The sequence below is a fragment of the Variovorax boronicumulans genome (assembly GCF_040544675.1).
In the GTDB taxonomy this organism is placed as follows: Bacteria; Pseudomonadota; Gammaproteobacteria; order Burkholderiales; family Burkholderiaceae_C; genus Variovorax; species Variovorax boronicumulans_D.
Genome location: NZ_JBEPKK010000001.1, coordinates 110,925 through 130,925, shown reverse-complemented (window position 1 = coordinate 130,925; position 20,001 = coordinate 110,925). Strand labels below are relative to the sequence as shown.

At 68.3% G+C, this 20,001-nt stretch carries 21 protein-coding genes; 20 read left to right on the top strand and 1 reads right to left on the bottom strand.

Annotation, left to right across the window (positions count from 1 at the left end):
* Positions 1-15 precede the first annotated feature (15 nt).
* From ABIC90_RS00530 to ABIC90_RS00445, 18 genes are all read left to right on the top strand, one after another.
* Positions 16-1,350 (top strand): MFS transporter, encoded by a 1,335-nt coding sequence (locus ABIC90_RS00530; RefSeq protein WP_354352087.1) that lies wholly within the window; start codon positions 16-18, stop codon positions 1,348-1,350.
* A 98-nt stretch (positions 1,351-1,448) separates the two neighbouring features.
* Positions 1,449-2,234 carry a GntR family transcriptional regulator gene (locus tag ABIC90_RS00525; RefSeq protein ID WP_354352086.1) on the top strand — a complete coding sequence of 262 codons (786 nt, stop codon included), beginning with the start codon at positions 1,449-1,451 and terminating at the stop codon, positions 2,232-2,234.
* Complete coding sequence (locus ABIC90_RS00520) at positions 2,231-3,031, top strand: transporter substrate-binding domain-containing protein (RefSeq protein ID WP_354352085.1); 801 nt, start codon at positions 2,231-2,233, stop codon at positions 3,029-3,031. Before ABIC90_RS00525 ends, ABIC90_RS00520 begins: the two co-directional genes overlap by 4 nt.
* A gap of 15 nt (positions 3,032-3,046) precedes the next feature.
* Positions 3,047-3,709, top strand: a complete 663-nt coding sequence (locus ABIC90_RS00515; RefSeq protein ID WP_354352084.1) for an amino acid ABC transporter permease — start codon at positions 3,047-3,049, stop codon at positions 3,707-3,709.
* A gap of 18 nt (positions 3,710-3,727) precedes the next feature.
* Positions 3,728-4,381 (top strand): amino acid ABC transporter permease, encoded by a 654-nt coding sequence (locus ABIC90_RS00510; RefSeq protein WP_354352083.1) that lies wholly within the window; start codon positions 3,728-3,730, stop codon positions 4,379-4,381.
* Positions 4,365-5,144 (top strand): amino acid ABC transporter ATP-binding protein, encoded by a 780-nt coding sequence (locus ABIC90_RS00505; RefSeq protein ID WP_354352082.1) that lies wholly within the window; start codon positions 4,365-4,367, stop codon positions 5,142-5,144. Before ABIC90_RS00510 ends, ABIC90_RS00505 begins: the two co-directional genes overlap by 17 nt.
* Before the next feature lie 198 nt (positions 5,145-5,342).
* Complete coding sequence (locus tag ABIC90_RS00500; protein WP_354352081.1) at positions 5,343-5,852, top strand: sigma-70 family RNA polymerase sigma factor; 510 nt, start codon at positions 5,343-5,345, stop codon at positions 5,850-5,852.
* A gap of 1 nt (position 5,853) precedes the next feature.
* Positions 5,854-6,828 (top strand): FecR domain-containing protein, encoded by a 975-nt coding sequence (locus ABIC90_RS00495; RefSeq protein WP_436318153.1) that lies wholly within the window; start codon positions 5,854-5,856, stop codon positions 6,826-6,828.
* Positions 6,829-7,026: 198 nt separating this feature from the next.
* A complete protein-coding gene (locus ABIC90_RS00490) occupies positions 7,027-9,390 on the top strand; it encodes a TonB-dependent siderophore receptor (protein ID WP_354352079.1) in 2,364 nt (787 codons plus the stop codon).
* A gap of 212 nt (positions 9,391-9,602) precedes the next feature.
* A complete protein-coding gene (locus tag ABIC90_RS00485) occupies positions 9,603-10,184 on the top strand; it encodes a DUF1439 domain-containing protein (RefSeq protein WP_354352078.1) in 582 nt (193 codons plus the stop codon).
* Positions 10,181-11,173 (top strand): glycerophosphodiester phosphodiesterase, encoded by a 993-nt coding sequence (locus ABIC90_RS00480; RefSeq protein ID WP_354352077.1) that lies wholly within the window; start codon positions 10,181-10,183, stop codon positions 11,171-11,173. The genes ABIC90_RS00485 and ABIC90_RS00480 overlap by 4 nt, the downstream gene beginning before the upstream one ends.
* Positions 11,170-11,457: a hypothetical protein gene (locus ABIC90_RS00475; protein WP_354352076.1), complete on the top strand. Its 288-nt coding sequence runs from the start codon at positions 11,170-11,172 to the stop codon at positions 11,455-11,457. The genes ABIC90_RS00480 and ABIC90_RS00475 overlap by 4 nt, the downstream gene beginning before the upstream one ends.
* Before the next feature lie 24 nt (positions 11,458-11,481).
* On the top strand, positions 11,482-11,874 hold the full coding sequence (locus ABIC90_RS00470; protein ID WP_354352075.1) for a DUF2946 family protein: 393 nt from the start codon (positions 11,482-11,484) through the stop codon (positions 11,872-11,874).
* A 77-nt stretch (positions 11,875-11,951) separates the two neighbouring features.
* A complete protein-coding gene (locus ABIC90_RS00465; RefSeq protein ID WP_354352074.1) occupies positions 11,952-13,427 on the top strand; it encodes a TolC family protein in 1,476 nt (491 codons plus the stop codon).
* 1 nt (position 13,428) lies between these two features.
* On the top strand, positions 13,429-14,820 hold the full coding sequence (locus tag ABIC90_RS00460) for a multicopper oxidase family protein (RefSeq protein WP_354352073.1): 1,392 nt from the start codon (positions 13,429-13,431) through the stop codon (positions 14,818-14,820).
* A gap of 37 nt (positions 14,821-14,857) precedes the next feature.
* Positions 14,858-15,370, top strand: coding sequence for a cupredoxin domain-containing protein (locus tag ABIC90_RS00455; RefSeq protein WP_354352072.1), 513 nt, complete (start codon positions 14,858-14,860; stop codon positions 15,368-15,370).
* 22 nt (positions 15,371-15,392) lie between these two features.
* Positions 15,393-15,860, top strand: coding sequence for a DUF411 domain-containing protein (locus tag ABIC90_RS00450; protein ID WP_354352071.1), 468 nt, complete (start codon positions 15,393-15,395; stop codon positions 15,858-15,860).
* A 15-nt stretch (positions 15,861-15,875) separates the two neighbouring features.
* Positions 15,876-16,172, top strand: coding sequence for a copper-binding protein (locus ABIC90_RS00445; protein ID WP_354352070.1), 297 nt, complete (start codon positions 15,876-15,878; stop codon positions 16,170-16,172).
* On the opposite strand, the gene ABIC90_RS00440 is transcribed toward ABIC90_RS00445, so the two are convergent.
* Positions 16,165-17,484, bottom strand: a complete 1,320-nt coding sequence (locus ABIC90_RS00440; protein WP_354352069.1) for an NAD(P)/FAD-dependent oxidoreductase — start codon at positions 17,482-17,484, stop codon at positions 16,165-16,167. The two genes, ABIC90_RS00445 and ABIC90_RS00440, sit on opposite strands and share 8 nt — an antisense overlap.
* A gap of 39 nt (positions 17,485-17,523) precedes the next feature.
* On the opposite strand from ABIC90_RS00440, the gene ABIC90_RS00435 reads away from it, so the two are divergent.
* Positions 17,524-18,561 carry a P1 family peptidase gene (locus ABIC90_RS00435; protein WP_354352068.1) on the top strand — a complete coding sequence of 346 codons (1,038 nt, stop codon included), beginning with the start codon at positions 17,524-17,526 and terminating at the stop codon, positions 18,559-18,561.
* Positions 18,562-18,585: 24 nt separating this feature from the next.
* The gene (locus tag ABIC90_RS00430; protein WP_354352067.1) at positions 18,586-20,001 is read left to right on the top strand and encodes a TAXI family TRAP transporter solute-binding subunit; all 1,416 of its coding nucleotides are present in this window, start codon (positions 18,586-18,588) and stop codon (positions 19,999-20,001) included.

Genomic DNA, 20,001 nt, shown 5'->3' with positions numbered 1-20,001 from the left:
AGAAGGAGACAACCGATGAACACCGCCACCCTTGACGCCGCCGAAGCGCGCAGGCCCGCCTCGGCCGATGCGCGCGACGACGCCGCGCTCTTCCGCAAGATCACCTGGCGGCTGATGCCGCTGCTGTGCGCCTGCTATGTGCTGAACTACCTGGACCGCACCAACGTCGGCTATGCGCAGCTGCAGATGAAGGACCAGCTGGGCTTCAGCGATGCGGTGTTCGGCCTGGGCGCGGGCATCTTCTTCATCGGCTATGCGGTGTTCGAGATTCCGAGCAACCTGATGCTCGCAAAGATCGGCGTGCGCGCCACACTGTTGCGCATCATGGGCCTGTGGGGGCTGGCCTCGGCGGCGATGATGTTCGCGACCACGCCGACACAGTTTTACGTGCTGCGGTTTCTGATCGGCGTGTTCGAGGCCGGCTTTGCGCCGGGCGTGCTGTTCTACCTGACGCTGTGGTTTCCCTCGCACCGCCGCGCACAGGCAACGGCGCTTTTCTTCATGGCCTTCGGGGCGGCGCCGATCGTCGCGGGGCCGATCGCCGGACTCACGATGACCTACCTCGACGGCGTGGCCTCGCTGCGCGGCTGGCAGTGGCTGTTCCTGCTCGAAGGGCTGCCCAGCGTGGGGCTGGGTATCGCGGCCTTTCGCTTGCTGTCGAACAGACCTTCGGAGGCGCCGTGGCTCACCGAGGCGGAAAAGCAGCGCATCGCGCGCCTGCTGGCCGATGACCAGGCCGCACACGGCGCCACCGGGCGCCATACCTTCGGCGCGGCGATGCGCGACGGACGGGTGTGGCTGATCGGCTTCATGTCCTTCTTGATCATCCTGGGCATCTATGCGCTGTCGTTCTGGCAGCCCACCATCCTGAAGTCGATGGGACTCAGCGTGCTGCAGATCGGCTTCTATGCGGTGATTCCCGCGATTGCGGGCATCGCGGCCAACATCGTCGTGGGGCGGCATTCCGATCGGCGCGAGGAGCGGCGGTGGCACTTTGCGCTCGGCGCGCTCGCGGGTGCGGCGGGCCTCGCGCTGACCACGCTGTTCATGCACAGCCCCCTCGCCGCGGTGCTGTGCCTCTCGCTGGCATCCATGGGAATCTCCAGCGCCTTCACCGTGCTCTGGGCCATTCCGGGCAATTTCATGTCCAGGAGCGCCGCGGCCGCAGGCATCGCGCTCATCAGCACCATCGGCGGCAGCGCGGGGCTGGTGGCGCCGATGATGGTCGGTGCGCTCAAGACGCTGACGGGCGGCTTCACTGCCAGCCTCTATGTGCTGAGCGGGGCGCTGGTGCTGTCGGCGTTGCTCATGCTGCTGGCCTTGCCGGCCAGCGCCCTGGCCAGGCGCTAAGCAGGTGGTGGTGCGCACCACCGGCGCACCTCGCCGGTCCATTTCGGTGCACAGATCTTGCATACCAGTTGGCACAAAAGCTGCTGGTATGCAGGCCAATGTCTACGTCCGCATGCGAAATCAGTGCACGCATCGTCGAAGCGGTGATGGCGCAAAAGCTCGCGCCCGGTTCGCGCCTGGGCGAGCAGCAGCTGGCCATGCTCTTCGACTGCAGCCGCACCATCGTGCGCGAAGCGCTCACCCGGCTGGCGGCGCGCGGCATCGTCACGGTGAGCGCGCGGCGCGGCTGGTTCGTGATCGAGCCCTCGCAGGACGAGGCGCGCGAGGCCTTCGAGGCGCGGCGCGTCATCGAGCTGGGCCTGATCCGCAGCGCGGGCAGCACCGGCAAGCTCGACAAGGCGGCCCTGCGCCAATTGAAGGCGCACCTTCAGCGTGAAAAAAGCGCACTGAAGGAAAGCGACGTCGGCAACCGCAGCTTTCTTTTGGGCGACTTTCATGTGTGCCTGGCCGAGTGCCTGGGCAACACCCTCCTGGCGGACACGCTGCGCGACTTCACCGCGCGCACCACGCTGATCGCGATGCTCTACCAAAGCACGCACGATGCGGTGCAGTCGTGCGAAGACCACGTGCAGATCGTCGCGGCTCTCGAGCGCGGCGACCACGCCGCCGCCGAGGCGCTGATGGCCGCGCACATCGGCACGGTGCAGTCGGCGCTGCGCGTGCAGGCGCCCACCGATCCGTTGGCGCAGTTGCGCGATGCGCTGGCGCCGCTGCAGAACAGCGCGGCGCCCAAATCCAGGCGCCGCAAACCTGCCGCGCTTTCCCACGAAAACACCCCCGACGACATCCCCGATTCATCGACTTACCTAGGAGCCCTGCTATGACTTTCTCTGCATCCAAACGCCACCTCGCCCTTGCGCTCGCTTCCGTCGCCATGCTGGCCGCGGCCGGCGGCGCCCATGCCCAGAACGCCCTGGACAACGTGCTCAAGGCCAAGACCATCAAGATCGCTGTGCCCACCGACTATCCGCCCTATGGCTCGGTCGACAAGAACATGAAGCCCCAGGGCCTCGATGTGGAAATGGCCGAACTCATCGCCGCCAAGCTCGGCGTGAAGATCGAGCTGGTGCCCGTGACCAGCGCCAACCGCATCCCGTACCTGCAGACGCGCAAGGCAGACCTGGTGATCTCCACGCTCGGCAAGAACGCCGAGCGCGAGAAGGTGATCGATTTCTCCTCGGCCTATGCGCCCTTCTTCCAGGCCGTGTTCGCCGCCAAGAGCATGAACATCAAGAGCTTTGCCGACATGGCCGGCAAGACCGTGGCCGTGACCCGCGGCGCCATGGAAGACCAGGAACTGGCCAAGGTGGCGCCCTCCACGCTCGACTACAAGCGCTTCGAGGACAACAACGCCACCATCGCCGCCTTCGTCTCGGGCCAGACGCAGACGCTGGCCGCCAGCGCCGCCGTCGCCGGCGACATGATGGTCAAGAACCCGCAGCTCAATGCCGAATACAAGCTGCTGCTCAAAGACAGCCCGTGCTTCGTCGGCATCGCCAAGGGCGAGGACAAGCTCAAGGCCAAGGTGAACGAAATCATCGCGGCCGCGCGCAAGGACGGCACCATCGACGCCATGTCCAAGAAGTGGCTCGGCCGCCCCGCGGGCGACCTGCCGGTCTGATCGGCCGACACGGCCATGGGCATCGAATTCGATTTCGGAGCGGTTCTTGCCGAATGGCCGCTGCTGCTGCGCGGCGTGGCCTGGACCATCGGCCTCACAGCCGTCGGCACCGTGCTCGGCATGGCCGTGGGCACGCTCTGCGCGTGGGCGCGTGCCAGCGGGCCCACATGGCTGCGCGCCATCGTGGGCACCTATGTGGAGCTGATCCGCAACACGCCCTTCATCGTGCAGCTGTTCTTCATCTTCTTCGGCCTGCCGGCCGCGGGCGTGAAGCTCTCGCCCGAGGTGGCGTCGGTGATCGCGATGGTGATGAACCTGGGCGCGTATTCCACCGAGATCATCCGCGCCGGCATCGAAGCCACGCCCAAGGGGCAGATCGAGGCGGCGGTAAGCCTGGCGCTCAGCAAGGCGCAGGTGTTCCTGCGCGTGGTGCTGCCGCCCGCGCTCAAGAAGGTGTGGCCCGCGATGGTGAGCCAGATCATCATCGTGATGCTGGGCTCGGCGGTGTGCGGACAGATCTCCACCGAGGAGCTGAGCTATGCGGCCAACCTGATCCAGAGCCGCAACTTCCGCGCCTTCGAGGCCTTCATCATCGCCACGCTGATCTACCTTGCGCTGTCGGTGGCGCTGCGGCGTTTGCTCAACTGGGCGGGGCCGAAGTTCTTCTTCGGCCGCTGAACGCAGGAACCCATCGTCATGAATGATTTCTCTCTTTGGGACATCGTGCGCAACCTGCTGATGGCGCTGCGCTGGACCGTCGCGCTCTCGCTGATCGCCTTCATCGGCGGCGGCATCGTGGGCGGGTTGCTGCTGTTCCTGCGGCTGCAGGGCGGCAAGATCGCCGACAGGGCGGTGGGCGTGTACGTGCAGCTCTTCCAGGGCACGCCGCTGCTGATGCAGCTGTTTCTTGCCTACTTCGGCATTGCGCTGTTCGGCATCGACGTGTCGGCATGGACCGCCGCGAGCGTGGCGCTCACGCTCTACACCAGCGCCTTTCTCACCGAGATCTGGCGCGGCTGCGTGGCCTCGATTCCCAAGGGCCAGTGGGAAGCTTCGGGCAGCCTCGCCCTGAGCTTCGGCGAGCAGATGCGCCACGTCATCTTGCCGCAGGCCGTGAAGATCGCCATTGCGCCGACGGTCGGTTTTCTGGTGCAGGTGATCAAGGGCACGGCGCTCGCGTCGGTGATCGGCTTCGTCGAACTCACCAAGGCCGGCAGCATGATTTCGAACGCCACCTTCAAGCCCTTCGTGGTGTTCAGCTGCGTGGCCCTGCTTTACTTCGTGCTGTGCTTCCCCGTGAGCCTGTACGCCAAGAACCTCGAGAGGAAGACCCATGGCCGCCGTGCTTGAACCCCAACAACCCGCCACCTCGGTGGGTGCTCCCATCGTGCGCATCACCGCGCTGCGCAAGTCGTACGGCACCAACGAGGTCCTGAAGGGCATCGACCTGGACGTCAAGCGCGGCGAGGTGATCGCCATCATCGGCAAGAGCGGCTCGGGCAAGAGCACGCTGCTGCGCTGCATCAACGGGCTCGAAGTGTTCCAGGACGGCGCGCTCACCGTCGACGGCAAGCCGCTGCTGCACGAGAGCGCCATGGCCATGCGCGAGCTGCGCCAGCGCGTGGGCATGATCTTTCAGGGCTTCAACCTGTTTCCGCATCTCACGGTCGGCAAGAACGTGATGCTCGCGCCCACGCTGGTGAAGAAGCGCTCGTCGCTGGAAGCCGCCTCGCAGGCGCGCAAGCTGCTCGAACGCGTGGGCCTGGCCGAGAAGTTCGATGCCATGCCCGACCAGCTGTCGGGCGGCCAGCAACAGCGCGTGGCCATTGCCCGCGCACTCGCCATGGAGCCGGCCGTGCTGCTGTGCGACGAGATCACCTCCGCGCTCGACCCCGAACTGGTGGGCGAGGTGCTGCGCGTGGTGGAGTCGCTGGCCGACGAAGGCATGACGCTCCTGATGGTCACGCACGAGATGAGCTTTGCGCGCAAGGTGAGCGACCGGGTGATCTTCATGCACCAGGGACGCGTGCACGAGATGGGGCCGCCGGGGGAGCTGTTCGGGAATCCGCAGACGGCGGAGTTGAAGCAGTTTCTTTCCTCGTTGCACGACTGATCATCCAGGCCTGTTTTTTCCGCCGACGACCTCGATTTGACCCGCAGCCATTCCCGCGCCCTCCGAAGCGGCAAGTTTCCAGGTCATTCGGCACGGCGGCGACACACATGTTGCCTCTGGCATTCAGGCACATTTAAAATGAATGAGAAACGTTCTCATTAATTAACCCGCGCCAGGCAGCTGGCCGAGAGGGATGCTATGTCTGCCGCCGAGTCCGCCATGCAACAAGAGGTGCGGGCGCTCTATTGCGATCACCACGGCTGGCTCCAGACGTGGCTGCGCCGCAAGCTGGGCGACTCGTTCGCCGCGGCCGACCTGGCTCAAGACACCTTTGTCAGCGTGATCACAGGCGGTGGGCCGGGTGACATCCGGGAACCGCGCCCCTTCCTTGCCACGATCGCCCGCAGGCTCATGGCCCACCGGCATCGCCGGCAGGTCCTGGAGGTGAGCTACCTTGAGGCGCTGGCCGTCATCGGGCCCGACATGGCGCCTTCGCCCGAAGTGCAGTTGCTGGCCATCGAGGCACTGCACCAGGTGGACCTTGTGCTGGACAGTCTGCCGCCCGCCGTGAAGGAGGCCTTCTTGCTGGCCCATCTCGAAGGACTGAGCTACGCGGAGATCGCTGGACGGCTCGGCGTGTCGGCCAGTTCGGTCAAGCAGTACCTGTCGCGCGCGAACCGGCAATGTTTTTTCGGCACGCCCCCTTGAGATGCCGGTGACACCGAACAGCGTCGCGGCGCGATCCTTCAGCGACCGCATTGCCGACGAAGCCTCCGATTGGCTCACCGTGCTGATGTCCGGCGAGGCCACCGAGGAAGACCGCCAGCGCTGGCAGCAATGGCGATGCAGCCACCCCGACCACGAGCGCGCGTGGCAGCACGTCGAGAGCTTCGCTGCGCGCCTCAAAGGCTTGAATCCAGCGGCCGCCCATGTCGCGCTCTCGACTGCGCGTCAAGCGCCCGCCCGGCGCAAGGCGATGCGCGCCCTCCTCTGGCTAGGCGCCACCGGCGTGCTCGCCTCGCGTACCCAGACCTGGCAGCAGTCGGTGGCCGACTTCCGCACCGGCACCGGCGAACAACGCAGCGTGTCGCTGGACGACGGCACGCGCATCGTGCTCAACACAGCCAGCGCCGTCGATGTGCGATTCGACAGTCAGCGCCGGCAGGTGCGACTGGTGGCAGGCGAAGTGATGATCGTCACCGGCCACGCCCTGGCCGAAAACCCACCCTTCGTGGTCGACACCGCCGAAGGCCGCATCCACGCACTTGGCACCCGGTTCACCGTGCGGCAGGACAACGGCCGCACTCGCGTCGCCGTGCTCGAAAGCGCGGTCGAGATCACGCCGCTCGCAGCCTCGGGCCCGCCGCTGCTGCTTCGCGCCGGCGAGCGCACTTCGTTCGGCATCGGCGACATCGCCGCACCCGTGCCGGTGGACGAGCAGACCTCCGCTTGGTCGCTCGGCCAGATCATTGCCGACGACATGCGGCTGAGCGATTTCCTCGACGAGCTCGCCCGCTACCGGCCGGGCCTCGTGCGCTGCGACCCGGCGGTGGCCGGGCTGCGTCTGTCGGGCGTGTTTCCACTGGGCGATACCGACCGCATCCTCGCGATGCTGCCCAGCGTGCTGCCGGTGCAGGTGCGCCTCCGCACCCGCTACTGGGCGAGCGTGGAACCGGCGCGATAGAGGCTCGACAGACTTTTTTGAAGATTCTTTCGTTTTCGCCTGCCCGATTTCATTTCTCGCGGCACCTGTCAAGTGAGGGCTTCTTTTCAGCAACCACTTCGAGAGACCACCATGCCGACCAACGGGCGCCAGCGCAGACACAAAAACAAGCATCCAGCTCAGGGAATTTCCGCGTCCGCACTCTGCGGCCTTGCGCTCGTGGCCGCACAGGCCGGCATGGTGGGCACAGGCCACGCCCAGGCAACCGCAGACACCGGCTCGCAAGCGCAGCAGGCCGGCCGCCGCAACTACGACGTTCCTGAGGGCCCGCTGGCCCCGGCGCTGCGCGGCTTCGCCAGCGCGGCCAACCTGCCGCTGAGCTTCGTCCCGGAGCAGACCGAAGGCAAGCGCACTGCCGGCGTGCGCGGGCAGTTCACGCAGCAGGAGGCGCTGGCCGCCCTGCTCGCCGGCTCCGGCCTGCTGGCCGTGCGACTGGACAGCGGCGGTTATGTGCTGCGCAGCCAGCCCGCGCCTGCCGATCCCGCGCCTGCCGCCGACGCACGCGTCCTCCCTGCGGTGCGGGTGACGGCGACCGCCGAACGCGAGACCGCTACCGGCCCGGTGCCGGGCTACGCCGCGCGGATCAGCGCCACGGCCACCAAGACCGACACGCCGCTCATTGAGGTGCCGCAGTCGATCTCCGTCATCGGCCGCGAGGAAATGGAAGCGCGCGGCGCGCAGGACGTCATGGATGCCGTGCGCTACACGCCCGGCGTCACGACGAGCACCTACGGCCCCGACAACCGCGGCTGGGAGTACATCCTGTTGCGGGGTTTCGATGCCGGCGTCACCGGCATCTACCGGGACGGGCTCGGCCAACCGGCGTTCCTGCCCACCTACTATCTGACCGAGCCCTACGGCCTGGAGCGCGTGGAGGTGCTGCGCGGCCCTTCGTCGATGGTCTTCGGCAAGGGGGATGCAGGCGGCATCGTCAATCGCGTGAGCAAGCAGCCCGGCGAGCGGATCCGCGAAATCGAAGTCCAGTACGGCAGCTTCCAGCGAAAACAGTTGGCGTTCGACCTCGGCGACCAGATCGGCAACAACACAGACCTGAGCTACCGCCTGATCGGCGTGGGCCTGGACAGCAACGACCAGGACCGGTACCCCGACGGACGCAAGCTGAACCACACGCGCAGCTACATCGCGCCTTCCGTGCGCTGGCAGCCCAATGCAACAACCTCGTTGACTGTCTTCGGAGAATTCCTCAGGAACAACACGGCCGAAGACCCCTACTACCTGACCCAGAACTACGTTCGCTACCCCATCAAGGTGGGCGACCATAGCTTCGGCCAGCTGAAGCAGACGTCCAGCGCCATAGGCTATCGCTTCGAAACGGCCCTGAACGACGCTTGGACCTTGCGCCAGAACTTCCGCTACAGCCAGATCGACATGGCCCGGCGCGCGGTCTGGGCCGGTTCGCTCGGCGAAGACCAGCACACGCTCTCTCGCAGCGCGAGGACCTGGAACGACCCCGTGAACCTGACAGCACTGGATACCAGCGTGCAGGGCAAGCTGCAGTACGGCTCGGTCCAGCACACGGTGCTGCTGGGCGTCGACTACAGCGACCAAAAGGGCAAGCAGCGGCGCTTCATCGGCCCGGCGCCCGACCTCGACCTGTTCGCGCCCGTCTACGGCCAGGCCGTGACGATGCCCACCGACCCGCTGAGCAACCTGGCCCAGTCGACGCGACAGACCGGCTTCTACGTCCAGGACCAGATCAAGTTCGGCGAGAACTGGGTCGCTACCCTCGGCGGCCGCCAGGATCACGTGCGTCAGCTCACCGACGACTACCTGGACGCGAGCCACACCCGGCAATCGGACAGCGCGTTCAGCGGCCGAGCCGGCCTGACCTACCTGCTGGGCAATGGCTGGGCGCCCTACATCAGCCATGTCACATCCTTCCTGCCCAACAGCGGCGTGGACGCGAACAGCGAGCCCTTCAAGCCCAGCCGCGGCAAGCAGATCGAGGTCGGCATCAAGTTCCAGCCCGCGGGCACGCGAACCCTGTTCACCGCCGCGGCCTTCGACCTGCGCAAGACCAACGTGGTGACCTACGACCCGGGAACCGGCGAGGGACGCCAGGTCGGCAGGCAGCGCTCGCGCGGCATCGAACTCGAAGCCAAGGGCGAGCTCGTGCCGGGCCTGAACCTCGCGGCTGCCTACACCTGGCTGGACATGAAGGTGCTCGACAGCGCCGATCCGGGCGAGGTTGGCAAGATCCCGCCGCTGGTGCCCCGGCAGTCCGCTTCGGTGTGGCTCGACTACACGCTGGGCAACGGCCTGGGCTTCGGCGGCGGCGTGCGCTACATCGGCAAGCGGCAGAACGACGAGTCCAACTCCACCTTCGAGCGTGGCGTGACGCTCGTGGATGCGGCCGCGCACTACGAGCGCGGCCCTTGGCGTTTCGCGCTGAACATCTCCAACCTGGCGGACAAGAAGTACAACTCGATCTGCTACCACGGCGAGTGCTACGAGGGCATCCGTCGCTCGGCAACGTTGACGGCGCGCTATCGCTGGCAATAGCAGCCAGAGGCCGCCGATCTGCTACGGCACGATGCAGATCGAACAAGCCGGGCCGGAGTAGGCCGGCTGCTGCTGCGGCAGGAGCGCGTGGCCGACCGCCCCCCGCTGCGGGGGCTCTACGAGCGCTTCGGCTTCTCGCCGACTGTCCGACATGCGGCGTCGCCACCCGGCGCTGGCAGGACCCCATCCGCCTGTGGCAAGCTAGCGCCGCCATGAACCTCTGCTCACCGCCCCTTACCTCCCGCCGCCGGGTGCTGCACGCACTGCTGGGCGCCGCAGCCCTGCAAGCCCCCTTCGCGGCGCTGGCCGGCTTCAACTTCTTCACCAGCGAATACACCGCCACCCGCGACGAGCTGCAGGCGATGATCGCCAGGCGCTTCCCCGTGGCCGAGCGCTATGCGGAGATCTTCATGGTCGGCCTTCGCGATCCGCAGCTGGGCCTGGATGCGGGCGCCAACCGCGCCGCCCTCACCGCCACGCTGACCATTGCCAGCCCCCTGCTGGCTGCCTCGCCGGTGCAGGGCGTGGTGTCGATGAGCAGCGCGCTGCGCTACGACGCCGCCACGCGCACCCTGCGGCTGGACCAGCCCAAGGCCGAGCGCCTGGAACTGCAGGGCGTGGAAGGCCGCGATGCGGAGCGGCTGCAGAAGGTGGGCGCCATCGTCGCGCAGGAGCTGCTGCAAGGCCAGGTGCTGCGCAGCTTCAGCGCCGACGAGCTCACGATGGGCCGCAAGACTTACGAAATCGGTGACATCACGGTGCAAGAAACCGGCATCAAGGTACAGCTCAAATGAAATACCACCTGTTCGTCGCCGCGCTGCTGATCGCGGGTTGCGCCGCCCTGGCGCCCACACCCAAGCAGCACTTCGACCTGCAGGCCCACCGCGGCGGAAGGGGCCTGGCGCCCGAGAACACGCTGGCCGCGTTCTCCAGAGCCATCGACCTGGGCGTGACCACGCTCGAACTGGACATCGGCCTCACGGCCGACAACGTGGTCGTGATCTCGCACGACACCACGCTCAACCCCGACCACACGCGCGACGCCAGCGGCAACTGGCTCGCGCCGAAAAGCGGCGCGGCCATCCGTTCGCTCACGCTCGCGCAACTGCAGACCTACGACGTGGGCCGCCTGAACCATGACAGCAACTACGGCAGGCAGTTCGCGCTGCAGCAGCCGAGCGACGGCGAACGCATTCCCACGCTGGCCGCGCTGTTCGCCATGGTGCAGGCGCGCGGCGCCGCGGCGGCCACGGTGCGCTTCAACATCGAAACCAAGATCGACCCGAACAAACCGGGCGAAACCGCCGCGCCCGAACCCATGGTGCGCGCGCTGCTCGCCGACATCGACAAGGCGGGCATGGCCGGCCGCGTGACCGTGCAAAGCTTCGACTGGCGCACGCTGGCGCTGGTCGGCCAGTACGCGCCGCAACTGCCGCGCGCCTACCTCACCACCGCCCGCACGCTGAAGGACAGCCGCTGGACCGCCGGGCTCGATGCGGCCGGTTTCCCGTCGGTGCCGCTGATGGTGAAAGCCGCCGCGAGCAACGGGCCCGGCCCGGTGATCTGGTCGCCCGCCTACGCCGACCTCACGCCCGCCGTCATCAAGGAAGCCCAGAAGCTCGGCATGAAGGTGCTGCCCTGGACCGTGAACCAGCGCGCCGACATGCAGCGGCTGATGGACTGGGGCGTGGACGGCCTGATCACCGACTACCCCGACACGCTGCGCGACCTGGTGCGCGAACGCGGCCTGTCGCTGCCGCCCTCCGGCAAGGTCCCGTCATGAGCAGCACCGTCGCACAGCAGCAACTGGCGGTCCTCGGCGGCCGCATCGAAGGGCTGAAGAACGGCGGCGGGGACTCGGTCACCTTGCTCTCGAACGATGCCCGCGCCAGCACCGAGCTGCTGGGCGCCCTGCCTCCGCGCTACGGCGAGGTGCTGCTGAACCTGCTCGACCGGCTGGAGTCGAGTGCGCTCTTCAGCGAGGAGAGCTGCTCGTTCAGCCAGAAGGACCTGCTCGACAACCTGCAGGTGTGGGTGGACAAGGCCCGCGGGCAGCTGGTGTCTTAGGACGCAGGTTTATCATCGCTCTCCATGCGCACGCTGCTGCTCGCCCTCATGATCGCCCTGCTGCCCATCCGCGGCTGGCTGGGCGATGCCATGGCGGTCGAGATGGTGCGGCATTCGATGCCGGCCGCCTCGGCCTCGGTGGCGGCGGACGCGCATTGCCATGAAGCCATGGACGCTGCCGACCACGGCACGGACACCATGGCGCACCACGACGATGGCAGCAGCAGCAACGACCACGGTGCCGACCACCAGGACTGCGGCACTTGCACCGCCTGCCAGGTCTGCCACACGGTGGCCCTCGGTGGCACACCCCTCGTCGACATCGCACACAGCGCCCCCCAGGCGCCACCGGCGGCCCGCGCGGCCCGCTTCGCGAGCGCAGAGCCCGTGCCGGGCCTGAAGCCGCCCATTTCCTGATCTCCCTGCCCGTAGTCCGTCCGCGGTGAGCCTTTGCCGGCTCGCGGCGTCCGTCGTATTGCTCATGGAGATCGAGCGTGAACCCCATTGTTCGCCGGCAGCTTGCCGGCCCCCCTCGCTATCGAAGAAGTAGCGCGCTGCTCCAGCGCGCCGCCGCACTCGCCAGCGCCCTGACGCTGGCCGGGTGCGCCAGCCTGTCGCCCGACGGCGGCGCTGCCGACGTGCAGGCGCTGGTCGCGGGCAATCCGCTGATGGCGGGCAACACCGCGCAGCGCGTGCCCGATGAAGCCTCGCAGAAGAGCGTCGATGCCCTGCTCGCCAAGCCCCTCGACGCCGAGGCGGCCGTGCGCATCGCACTGATCAACAGCCCGCGTGTGCAGGACGCCTTTGCCACGCTGCAGCTGAGCGATGCCGACCGCGTGCAGGCGTCGAGCCTGCCGAACCCGGTGCTGTCGTTCAGCCGCCTGGCAGAGGGCCGCGAGCGCGAATTCGAGCGGATGCTGAGCTTCAACGTGATCGGCCTGGTCACGCTGCCGTGGCAGGCCCGATGGGCCGGCCAGCGGCACGAGGCCGCCAAGCTGCAGGCCGCGCAGAGCGTGCTGATGCTGGCTGCCGACACGCGCCGCGCATGGGTGCGCGCAGTCTCGGCGCAGCAGAGCGTGGCGTACCTGCGCGATGCCAAGGAGGCCGCCGAAGCCGGCGCCGAGCTTGCACACCGCATGGCACAGGCCGGCAACTGGAGCGCGCTGCAGCGCACACGCGAACAGCTGCTGCTGGCCGATGCCGCGGCACAGCTCGCGCGCGCCGAGCAGACAGCCGTCGCCACGCGCGAGCAACTCAACCGATTGCTCGGCCTCGGCGGCGAGCGCGCCGGCTACACCCTGCCCGATCGCCTGCCCCCGCTGCCGCAGTCCGCGCCCGAGCTCGGCGACGTGCAGGCCCGCGCGCTGCGCGACCGGCTCGACGTGCGTTCGGCCCAGGCGCAGAACACGGCGGTGGCCGATTCGCTCGGCCTCACGCGTGCCACCAGCGTCATCAACGCGATGGAAATCGGCGGTGTCCGCAACACCACCTTCGCCAACGACGCCGACCGATCGCGCTCGACCCAGCGCGGCTTCGAACTCGACCTGCCGCTGCCGCTGTTCGACTGGGGCCAGGCCCGCACCGGCCGCGCCGAGGCGCAGTACATGCAGTCGGCCGCCCGCGTGCGCGACGTGGGCGTGCTGGCCACGAGCGAAGCGCGCGAGGCCTGGCAGGGCTGGAACACCGCCTATGCGCTGGCACGCCGCTACCGCGACGAGGTGCTGCCGCTGCGCAAGAAAGTGAACGAGGAGATGGTGCTTCGCTACAACGGCATGCTCGCGAGCGTGTGGGAGCTGCTCGCCGAAACCCGCGCGAGCATGCTCGTCGTCAACGCGGGCATGGAGGCGCAGCGCGATTTCTGGCTGGCCGATACGGACCTGCAGCTCGCGCTCACCGGCACTTCGCCGGGTGGCATGACGGCGCTGCAAACCGCAACGGCCAGCGATGCGCCTGCGGCGGGAGGACACTGAGATGAACCGCCGCAACTTCTTCGCAGGCGCCGCCACGGCCGTGGCCGCCACCACAGTCAGCCGCGTCTCCATGGCCGCGCTGCCCGAGCCGGTGATGCAAGGCTCCACCGCCACCGCACCGCCGCTCACACCGCCGACCGGCCGCCCCTACAACCCCGTCGTCACCCTCAACGGCTGGACGCTGCCTTGGCGCATGAACGCCGGCGTCAAGGAATTCCACCTTGTCGCCGAGCCGGTGGTGCGCGAGATGGCGCCCGGCTTCAAGGTCAACATGTGGGGCTACAACGGCCAGTCGCCCGGCCCGACCATCGAGGTGGTCGAGGGCGACCGCGTACGCATCTACGTGACCAACCGGCTGCCCGAGCACACCACCGTGCACTGGCACGGCCAGCGCCTGCCCAACGGCATGGACGGCGTGGGCGGCATCACGCAGCCGCACATTCCGCCGGGCAAGACCTTCGTCTACGAGTTCACCGCGCGCCGGCCCGGCACCTTCATGTACCACCCGCATGCCGACGAGATGGTGCAGATGGCGATGGGGATGATGGGCTTCTGGGTCACGCACCCAAAGCAAAACCATCCGCTCATCGAGCCGGTGCAGCGCGACTTCTGCTTCCTGCTCGGCAGCTTCGACGTGGAACCCGGCAGCGCCACGCCCAAGGTCAACACCATGACCGACTTCAACATCTGGAGCTTCAACAGCCGCGTGTTCCCGGGCATCGACACGCTCAACGTGCGCCGTGGAGACCGGGTGCGCATCCGCGTGGGCAACCTCACGATGACCAACCACCCGATCCACATCCACGGCCATGAGTTCGAGGTGACCGGCACCGATGGCGGCCCCGTGCCGCGCACCGCGCGCTGGCCCGAGGTGTCGGTGGACGTGGCGGTGGGCCAGATGCGGCAGATGGAATTCATCGCCGACGAGGAAGGCGACTGGGCGCTGCACTGCCACAAGTCGCACCACACGATGGGACCGATGGGCCATGACGTGCCGACCATGATCGGCGTGGACCACAAGGGCGTGGCCGACAAGATCCGGAAGCTCGTGCCCGACTACATGGTGATGGGCGACAAGGGCATGGCCGACATGGGCGCCATGGAAATGCCCCTGCCCGACAACACCATGCCGATGATGACCGGCACCGGCCCGTTCGGTGCGGCCGAGATGGGCGGCATGTTCACGCTGCTGAAGGTGCGGCGCGACCAGCAGCCGGGGGACTACAAGGACCCGGGTTGGTTCAAGCATCCGGCCGGAACGGTGGCGCGCGAAGTGCCCGGGGCCTCGGTGCCGCCGGCTGAGCGCAATTCATCTTCTGGTGCGCCATCTGCCAGCAGCAGCACCGACGCGACCGTGCGCAAGCCCTCGGGCAGCGGCGCGCACAAGCACTGAACCCATTCACTTCAATTCTTTTTCCGGAGTTCAACCCATGAACAAGACACCCACGCTCGCCGCCGTCTGCCTCGCGCTGGCGGCCTTCTCAACCGGCTCGCACGCCCACGAAAAGCACGGCGCGAAACCGAAGGCCGCCGCCACGGCCGCGCCCGAGCAAAAGCCCTGGGGCATCGCAGGCAAGCCCGGCGCCGTGCGCCGCACCATCGATATCGCGATGGCCGACGACATGAGCTTCACGCCTTCGGTCATCGAAGTGCGCGAGGGCGACACCATCCGCCTGCGTCTGAAGAACAAGGGCAAAGAGCTGCACGAGCTCGTGCTCGGCACCGAGGCAGAGATCGCGAACCACGCGGCCCTGATGAAGAAGCACCCGGAGATGGAACACGACGAGCCATGGATGGTGCACGTGCCCGCCGGCAAGACCGGCGACATGGTCTGGACCTTCAACCGCGCGGGCGACTTCGACTTCGCGTGCCTGGTGAAAGACCACTTCGAACTCGGCATGGCCGGCCGCATCCGCGTGCTGGCGGCCACGTCCAAGCCCTGATCGGTTCAACAAGGAGATCCTCATGCAACGACGAAACTTCATGAAGCGCGCCGGCCCGCTGCTGGCGCTCGCATCCACCGCCGGCCTGCCGCTGGCCGCCATGGCCGCCGCGCCGATGGTCGAGATCTGGAAAGACCCGAACTGCGGCTGCTGCCAAGACTGGGTGAAGCACCTCGACAGGAACGGCTTTGCCACCAAGGTGCACGACGATGGCAACACCGCCGCGCGCACGCGGCTGGGCATCCCGGCCAAGCTGGGCTCGTGCCACACCGGGCTCGTCGGCGGCTATGCCATCGAGGGCCACGTGCCCGCGCGCGAAGTGCGGCGCCTCCTGAAGGAAAAGCCCAAGGCCGTCGGCCTCGCCGTGCCCGGCATGCCGGTCGGCTCGCCGGGGATGGACGGGCCGGACTATGGCGACCGGCGCGACCCCTACGACGTGCTGCTCGTGCTGGCCGATGGCAGCACGCGCGTCTATCAAAGCTATCGCTGAAGGAACGACATGGCCATGAAGAAACTGCTCACCGCACTCTCCGCCGCCCTTCTCGCCGCAGCGGCCTTCGCGCAGGCCGCATTGCCCTCGGTCGAAGGCGAGGTGCGCAAGATCGACACCGAAGCAAAGAAGATCACCTTGAAACACGGCGACATCCCGAACCTCGAGATGACCGGCATGACGATGGTCTTCCGCGTGAAAGACCCCGCGCTGCTCGGCAAGGTGAAGCCCGGCGACAAGGTGCGATTCACCGTCGACAAGGTCGATGGTGCGCTCACGGTACTGACGATCGAACCAGAGCCCGCTAGCTGAAGCGCCCCGGATCGAACGGCGCCAGCGGCGTCTCGGGCGCCGCGCCCGCCAGCAACTGCGCCGCCAACCGCCCTGTCCGCGCCGAGCCGCACAGGCCCACGTGCCCATGGCCGAACGCGAGGACGATGTCCGCGCTCGCGGCCGACGGGCCGATGCAGGGCAAGCCGTCGGGCATGCTGGGGCGGCGGCCGAGCCATTGCGTGAAAGCCTTCGCGCCGGGCGGCCCTGTCTCTGTCTCGGTTTCTGCAAGCGCAGGAAACATCGATTGCAGATGGCGATGCAGGATCTCCGCGCGGCGCCAGTCGGGCTCTGCATCCAGGCCGCCGATCTCGACCTGGCCGGCCGCGCGCAGGCCGCCGTCCATCCAGTGCGCGATGAGCTTGCCGTCGGCCACCATCACCGGCGTGCGCGGCCCGACGGTCGCGCCTTCGACGACCACGTGGTAGCCGCGTTCGGTGTCCAGCGGCACCGACGAACCGGCGGCCGCGGCCAGCGGGGCGGAATATGCGCCCGCGCAGATGGCGGCGGCGTCGCAAGCGATGTCGCCGTCGCCGGTGCGCACCGCGCGCAATCGGCCGTTTTCGATGCGAAAGCCCTCGGCGCGCGCGAAGAGCCGCTCGGCCCCTGCATCCGCCGCATGCCGCGCCAGCGCGGCCACATAAACGCCCGGGTTGCGGCAGTGGCCGGCCTCGGGCACGAAGATACCCAGCGTGTAGCGCGCATCGAGGTCGGGCTCGCGGCGCCGCAGTTCCTCGGCCGACCACTCCTCCCAACGGACACCGGTGCGCTCACGCACGCGCCAGGCCAGCGCATCGCCCTCGAACTCGGCGCGCGAGCGGTACGCGTGCAGCAGTCCGCGCTGCTCGATGAGCTCGGGCACGCCTGCTTCGGACGCGAGTTGCGCATGCAGCGCGGGCGCATCCGCCAGCAGGGTGCGCAATGCATCGGCGGTGCGCTGCACGCGCGCCTCGGTCCAGCCCGATGCCAGGTAGCGCGCGAGCCATGGCAACGCGCGCGGCAGGTAGCCCCAGCGCACCGCCAGCGGGCCCAGCGGATCGGCCAGCCAGCCCGGCACCTTGCGCCAGGCACCGGGAAGCGCGGGCGGCACCACCGAGTGCGACGAGAGCCAGCCCGCGTTGCCGTAGCTCGTCGCATGCGGGCCGCCCGGGTCTTCGGGTTCGATGACCGTCACGCGCAAGCCCGCGCGCAGCGCCTCGATGGCGGTGGCGCACCCCACCGCGCCCGCGCCGATCACCACCACATGGCGCCTTGCATCGCCCTGCCCCGCGAAACTGTTTCTTGCAACTGTCATGGCGCCTATCGTAGGGGCTCGGTCCCATAATCGGCCGCCATGCCAGCCCCGTCTTCCACCCTCTCTCCCTCTTCTCATTCCGCCGGTGCCATCACCGACGTCGCCGGCATCGAAGTCGGCCATTTCTCCGACACCCGCCGCCCCACAGGCTGCACCGTGGTCATGGCGCGCGAAGGCGCGGTGGCCGGCGTCGACGTGCGCGGCGCTGCCCCGGGCACCCGCGAGACCGACCTGCTCTCGACCGGCAATCTGGTGCAGCAGGTGCATGCAGTGATGCTCGCGGGCGGCAGCGCCTGGGGCCTCGCGGCGGCCGACGGCGCCATGCAATGGCTGGAGGAGCGCGGCATCGGCATGGACGTGCGATTCGGCACCCTGCCCATCGTGCCCGCCGCGGTGCTGTTCGACCTGCCGATGGGCGATGCACGCATCCGCCCCGATGCGGCGGCCGGCTATGCGGCATGCGACGCCGCATCGAACGCGCCTCCCGCCGAGGGCAATGTGGGCGCCGGCAGCGGCGCGCTGGTGGGCAAGCTCTTCGGCGTGCACCGCGCGATGAAGGGCGGCATCGGCACCGCGTCGGTCACCGTTGGCGGCGTGACGGTGGGCGCGCTGATCGCGGTCAATTCGCTGGGCGACGTGATCGACCACGACACCGCGCAGCCCGTGGCCGGCGCGCGTACCGAAGACGGCACCGCGCTGCTCGACACCCGCCGCGCCCTGCTGCGCGGCGAGCTGCCCAAGCCCCTGCTCGCGGGCACCAACACCACGCTGGGCGTGGTCGCCACCGACGCGGTGCTCACCAAGGTGCAGGCCAATCGCCTGGCCAACGTGGCGCACGACGGCCTCGCACGCGCCATCAACCCGGTCCACACAATGAGCGACGGCGACACGCTGTTCGCGCTGGCCACCGGCCGCGTGCCGCTTGAGGGCAATGCGCCGGGCATGACGGTGCTCGGCACCATGGCGGCCGAGGCGGTGGCCATTGCCACGCTGCGCGCCGTGCATGCGGCGCAATCGGTGACGGTGGGCGAGCTGCACATCCCGAGCGCCACCGACTTCGCCGCGGCCCGCGGCTGAAGCACGCAACCACAGGCACACACCATGGCGTTCCCCAGAACCCTGAAGCTGATCCTGCTGTCGATCCGCGATCTGATCGCCTCGGCCGGCCCGGTTGTCTTTCTTGTCATCGGTCTGCTGATTGCCGCCTACTGGTACCTGCAGCCGCAACCGCCCAAGCACGTGACGCTGGCCACCGGCCCCACGGGCAGCGCCTACGCGCAGTTCGGCAAGCGCTATGCGGACGCGCTCAAGGCCAGCGACATCACGGTGGACCTCAAGCCCACCTCGGGCTCCTCGGAAAACCTGGAGCTGCTGCGCAAGGGCGAGGCCGACGTGGGCTTCGTGCGCGGCGGCAGCGCCGACCCCGTGGCCGACGAAGAAGCCGGCCTCAGCTCGCTCGGCAGCCTGTTCTTCGAGCCGATCTGGCTCTTCTATCGCGCCGATGCCGCGCAGAAGATCGACCGCAAGACCGGCACGCTGAGCTCGCTCACGCAGTTGCGCGGCCTGCGCGTGAACGTGGACATGCCCGGCAGCGGCCTGCCGGAGATCATGGAGCGCCTCTTCAAGGCCAACCGGCTGGGCCCGGACGACCTGCTGCTGTCGAACCTCGAGCAATCCGCCGCGGCCGAGGCGCTGCAGGCGGGGCTGCTCGACGCCATCGTGCTGTCGTCGGCGCCGCAGTCTCCGCAGGTGCAGCGGCTGCTGCGCGCGGGCGACATCAAGCTCATGGACTTCGGCCAGGCCGATGCGTACTCGCGGCGCTTTCCGTTTCTCTCGGCCGTGACGCTGCCGCGCGGCGTGGTCGATCTGGCCAAGGACCTGCCGCCTTCGGACGTGTCGCTGCTCGCGGCCACCACCTCGCTGTTGTCGCGCGAAGAAACGCACCCGGCCCTGCGCCAGCTGTTCGCGCAATCGGCACAAACGGTGCACAGCGACGCCGGCTGGTTCAACCGCGCCCGCGACTTTCCGAACACGCGCACCAGCGAATTGCCGGTGAGCCCCGAGGGCGACCGCGCGATCAACGGCACGCCGCCTTTCTGGCAGCGCTACCTGCCGTTCTGGGCCAGCAACCTGGTCGAACGCATGTGGCTGGTGCTGGGTGGCCTGCTGGTGCTGATGCTGCCGTTGAGCCGCGTGATTCCGCCGCTCTACCAGTTCAGGGTGCGGCGGCGGGTGTTCCGCTGGTATGCGCGGCTGCGCGACATCGAGGGCCAGGTCGATGCCAAGCGCCACGCCGGGGAAGGTTCCAGCGAGGGCGGACGCGACACCCTGCTCAAGGAACTCGACGAGCTCGACCGCGTGGTCAACAAGGTGGCGGTGCCGCTGTCGTATGCGGACGAGCTCTATGCGCTGCGCAACAACATCTATGCGGTGCGCAAGCGGGTGCTGGCCGGGTCTTTGGCGAAAAGCCACGCGCCCGCGCCTGCCGTGAAGGCGCCGCCCGCGGAATCCGCCTGA

What these genes read in the sequence shown, in the direction of transcription:
- ABIC90_RS00530 (WP_354352087.1), top strand. Translation starts at nt 16, where the DNA reads ATGAACACCGCCACCCTTGACGCCGCCGAAGCGCGCAGGCCCGCCTCG.
- ABIC90_RS00525 (WP_354352086.1), top strand. Translation starts at nt 1,449, where the DNA reads ATGTCTACGTCCGCATGCGAAATCAGTGCACGCATCGTCGAAGCGGTG.
- ABIC90_RS00520 (WP_354352085.1), top strand. Translation starts at nt 2,231, where the DNA reads ATGACTTTCTCTGCATCCAAACGCCACCTCGCCCTTGCGCTCGCTTCC.
- ABIC90_RS00515 (WP_354352084.1), top strand. Translation starts at nt 3,047, where the DNA reads ATGGGCATCGAATTCGATTTCGGAGCGGTTCTTGCCGAATGGCCGCTG.
- ABIC90_RS00510 (WP_354352083.1), top strand. Translation starts at nt 3,728, where the DNA reads ATGAATGATTTCTCTCTTTGGGACATCGTGCGCAACCTGCTGATGGCG.
- ABIC90_RS00505 (WP_354352082.1), top strand. Translation starts at nt 4,365, where the DNA reads ATGGCCGCCGTGCTTGAACCCCAACAACCCGCCACCTCGGTGGGTGCT.
- ABIC90_RS00500 (WP_354352081.1), top strand. Translation starts at nt 5,343, where the DNA reads ATGTCTGCCGCCGAGTCCGCCATGCAACAAGAGGTGCGGGCGCTCTAT.
- ABIC90_RS00495 (WP_436318153.1), top strand. Translation starts at nt 5,854, where the DNA reads ATGCCGGTGACACCGAACAGCGTCGCGGCGCGATCCTTCAGCGACCGC.
- ABIC90_RS00485 (WP_354352078.1), top strand. Translation starts at nt 9,603, where the DNA reads ATGAACCTCTGCTCACCGCCCCTTACCTCCCGCCGCCGGGTGCTGCAC.
- ABIC90_RS00480 (WP_354352077.1), top strand. Translation starts at nt 10,181, where the DNA reads ATGAAATACCACCTGTTCGTCGCCGCGCTGCTGATCGCGGGTTGCGCC.
- ABIC90_RS00475 (WP_354352076.1), top strand. Translation starts at nt 11,170, where the DNA reads ATGAGCAGCACCGTCGCACAGCAGCAACTGGCGGTCCTCGGCGGCCGC.
- ABIC90_RS00470 (WP_354352075.1), top strand. Translation starts at nt 11,482, where the DNA reads ATGCGCACGCTGCTGCTCGCCCTCATGATCGCCCTGCTGCCCATCCGC.
- ABIC90_RS00460 (WP_354352073.1), top strand. Translation starts at nt 13,429, where the DNA reads ATGAACCGCCGCAACTTCTTCGCAGGCGCCGCCACGGCCGTGGCCGCC.
- ABIC90_RS00455 (WP_354352072.1), top strand. Translation starts at nt 14,858, where the DNA reads ATGAACAAGACACCCACGCTCGCCGCCGTCTGCCTCGCGCTGGCGGCC.
- ABIC90_RS00450 (WP_354352071.1), top strand. Translation starts at nt 15,393, where the DNA reads ATGCAACGACGAAACTTCATGAAGCGCGCCGGCCCGCTGCTGGCGCTC.
- ABIC90_RS00445 (WP_354352070.1), top strand. Translation starts at nt 15,876, where the DNA reads ATGAAGAAACTGCTCACCGCACTCTCCGCCGCCCTTCTCGCCGCAGCG.
- ABIC90_RS00440 (WP_354352069.1), bottom strand. Translation starts at nt 17,484, where the DNA reads ATGACAGTTGCAAGAAACAGTTTCGCGGGGCAGGGCGATGCAAGGCGC.
- ABIC90_RS00435 (WP_354352068.1), top strand. Translation starts at nt 17,524, where the DNA reads ATGCCAGCCCCGTCTTCCACCCTCTCTCCCTCTTCTCATTCCGCCGGT.
- ABIC90_RS00430 (WP_354352067.1), top strand. Translation starts at nt 18,586, where the DNA reads ATGGCGTTCCCCAGAACCCTGAAGCTGATCCTGCTGTCGATCCGCGAT.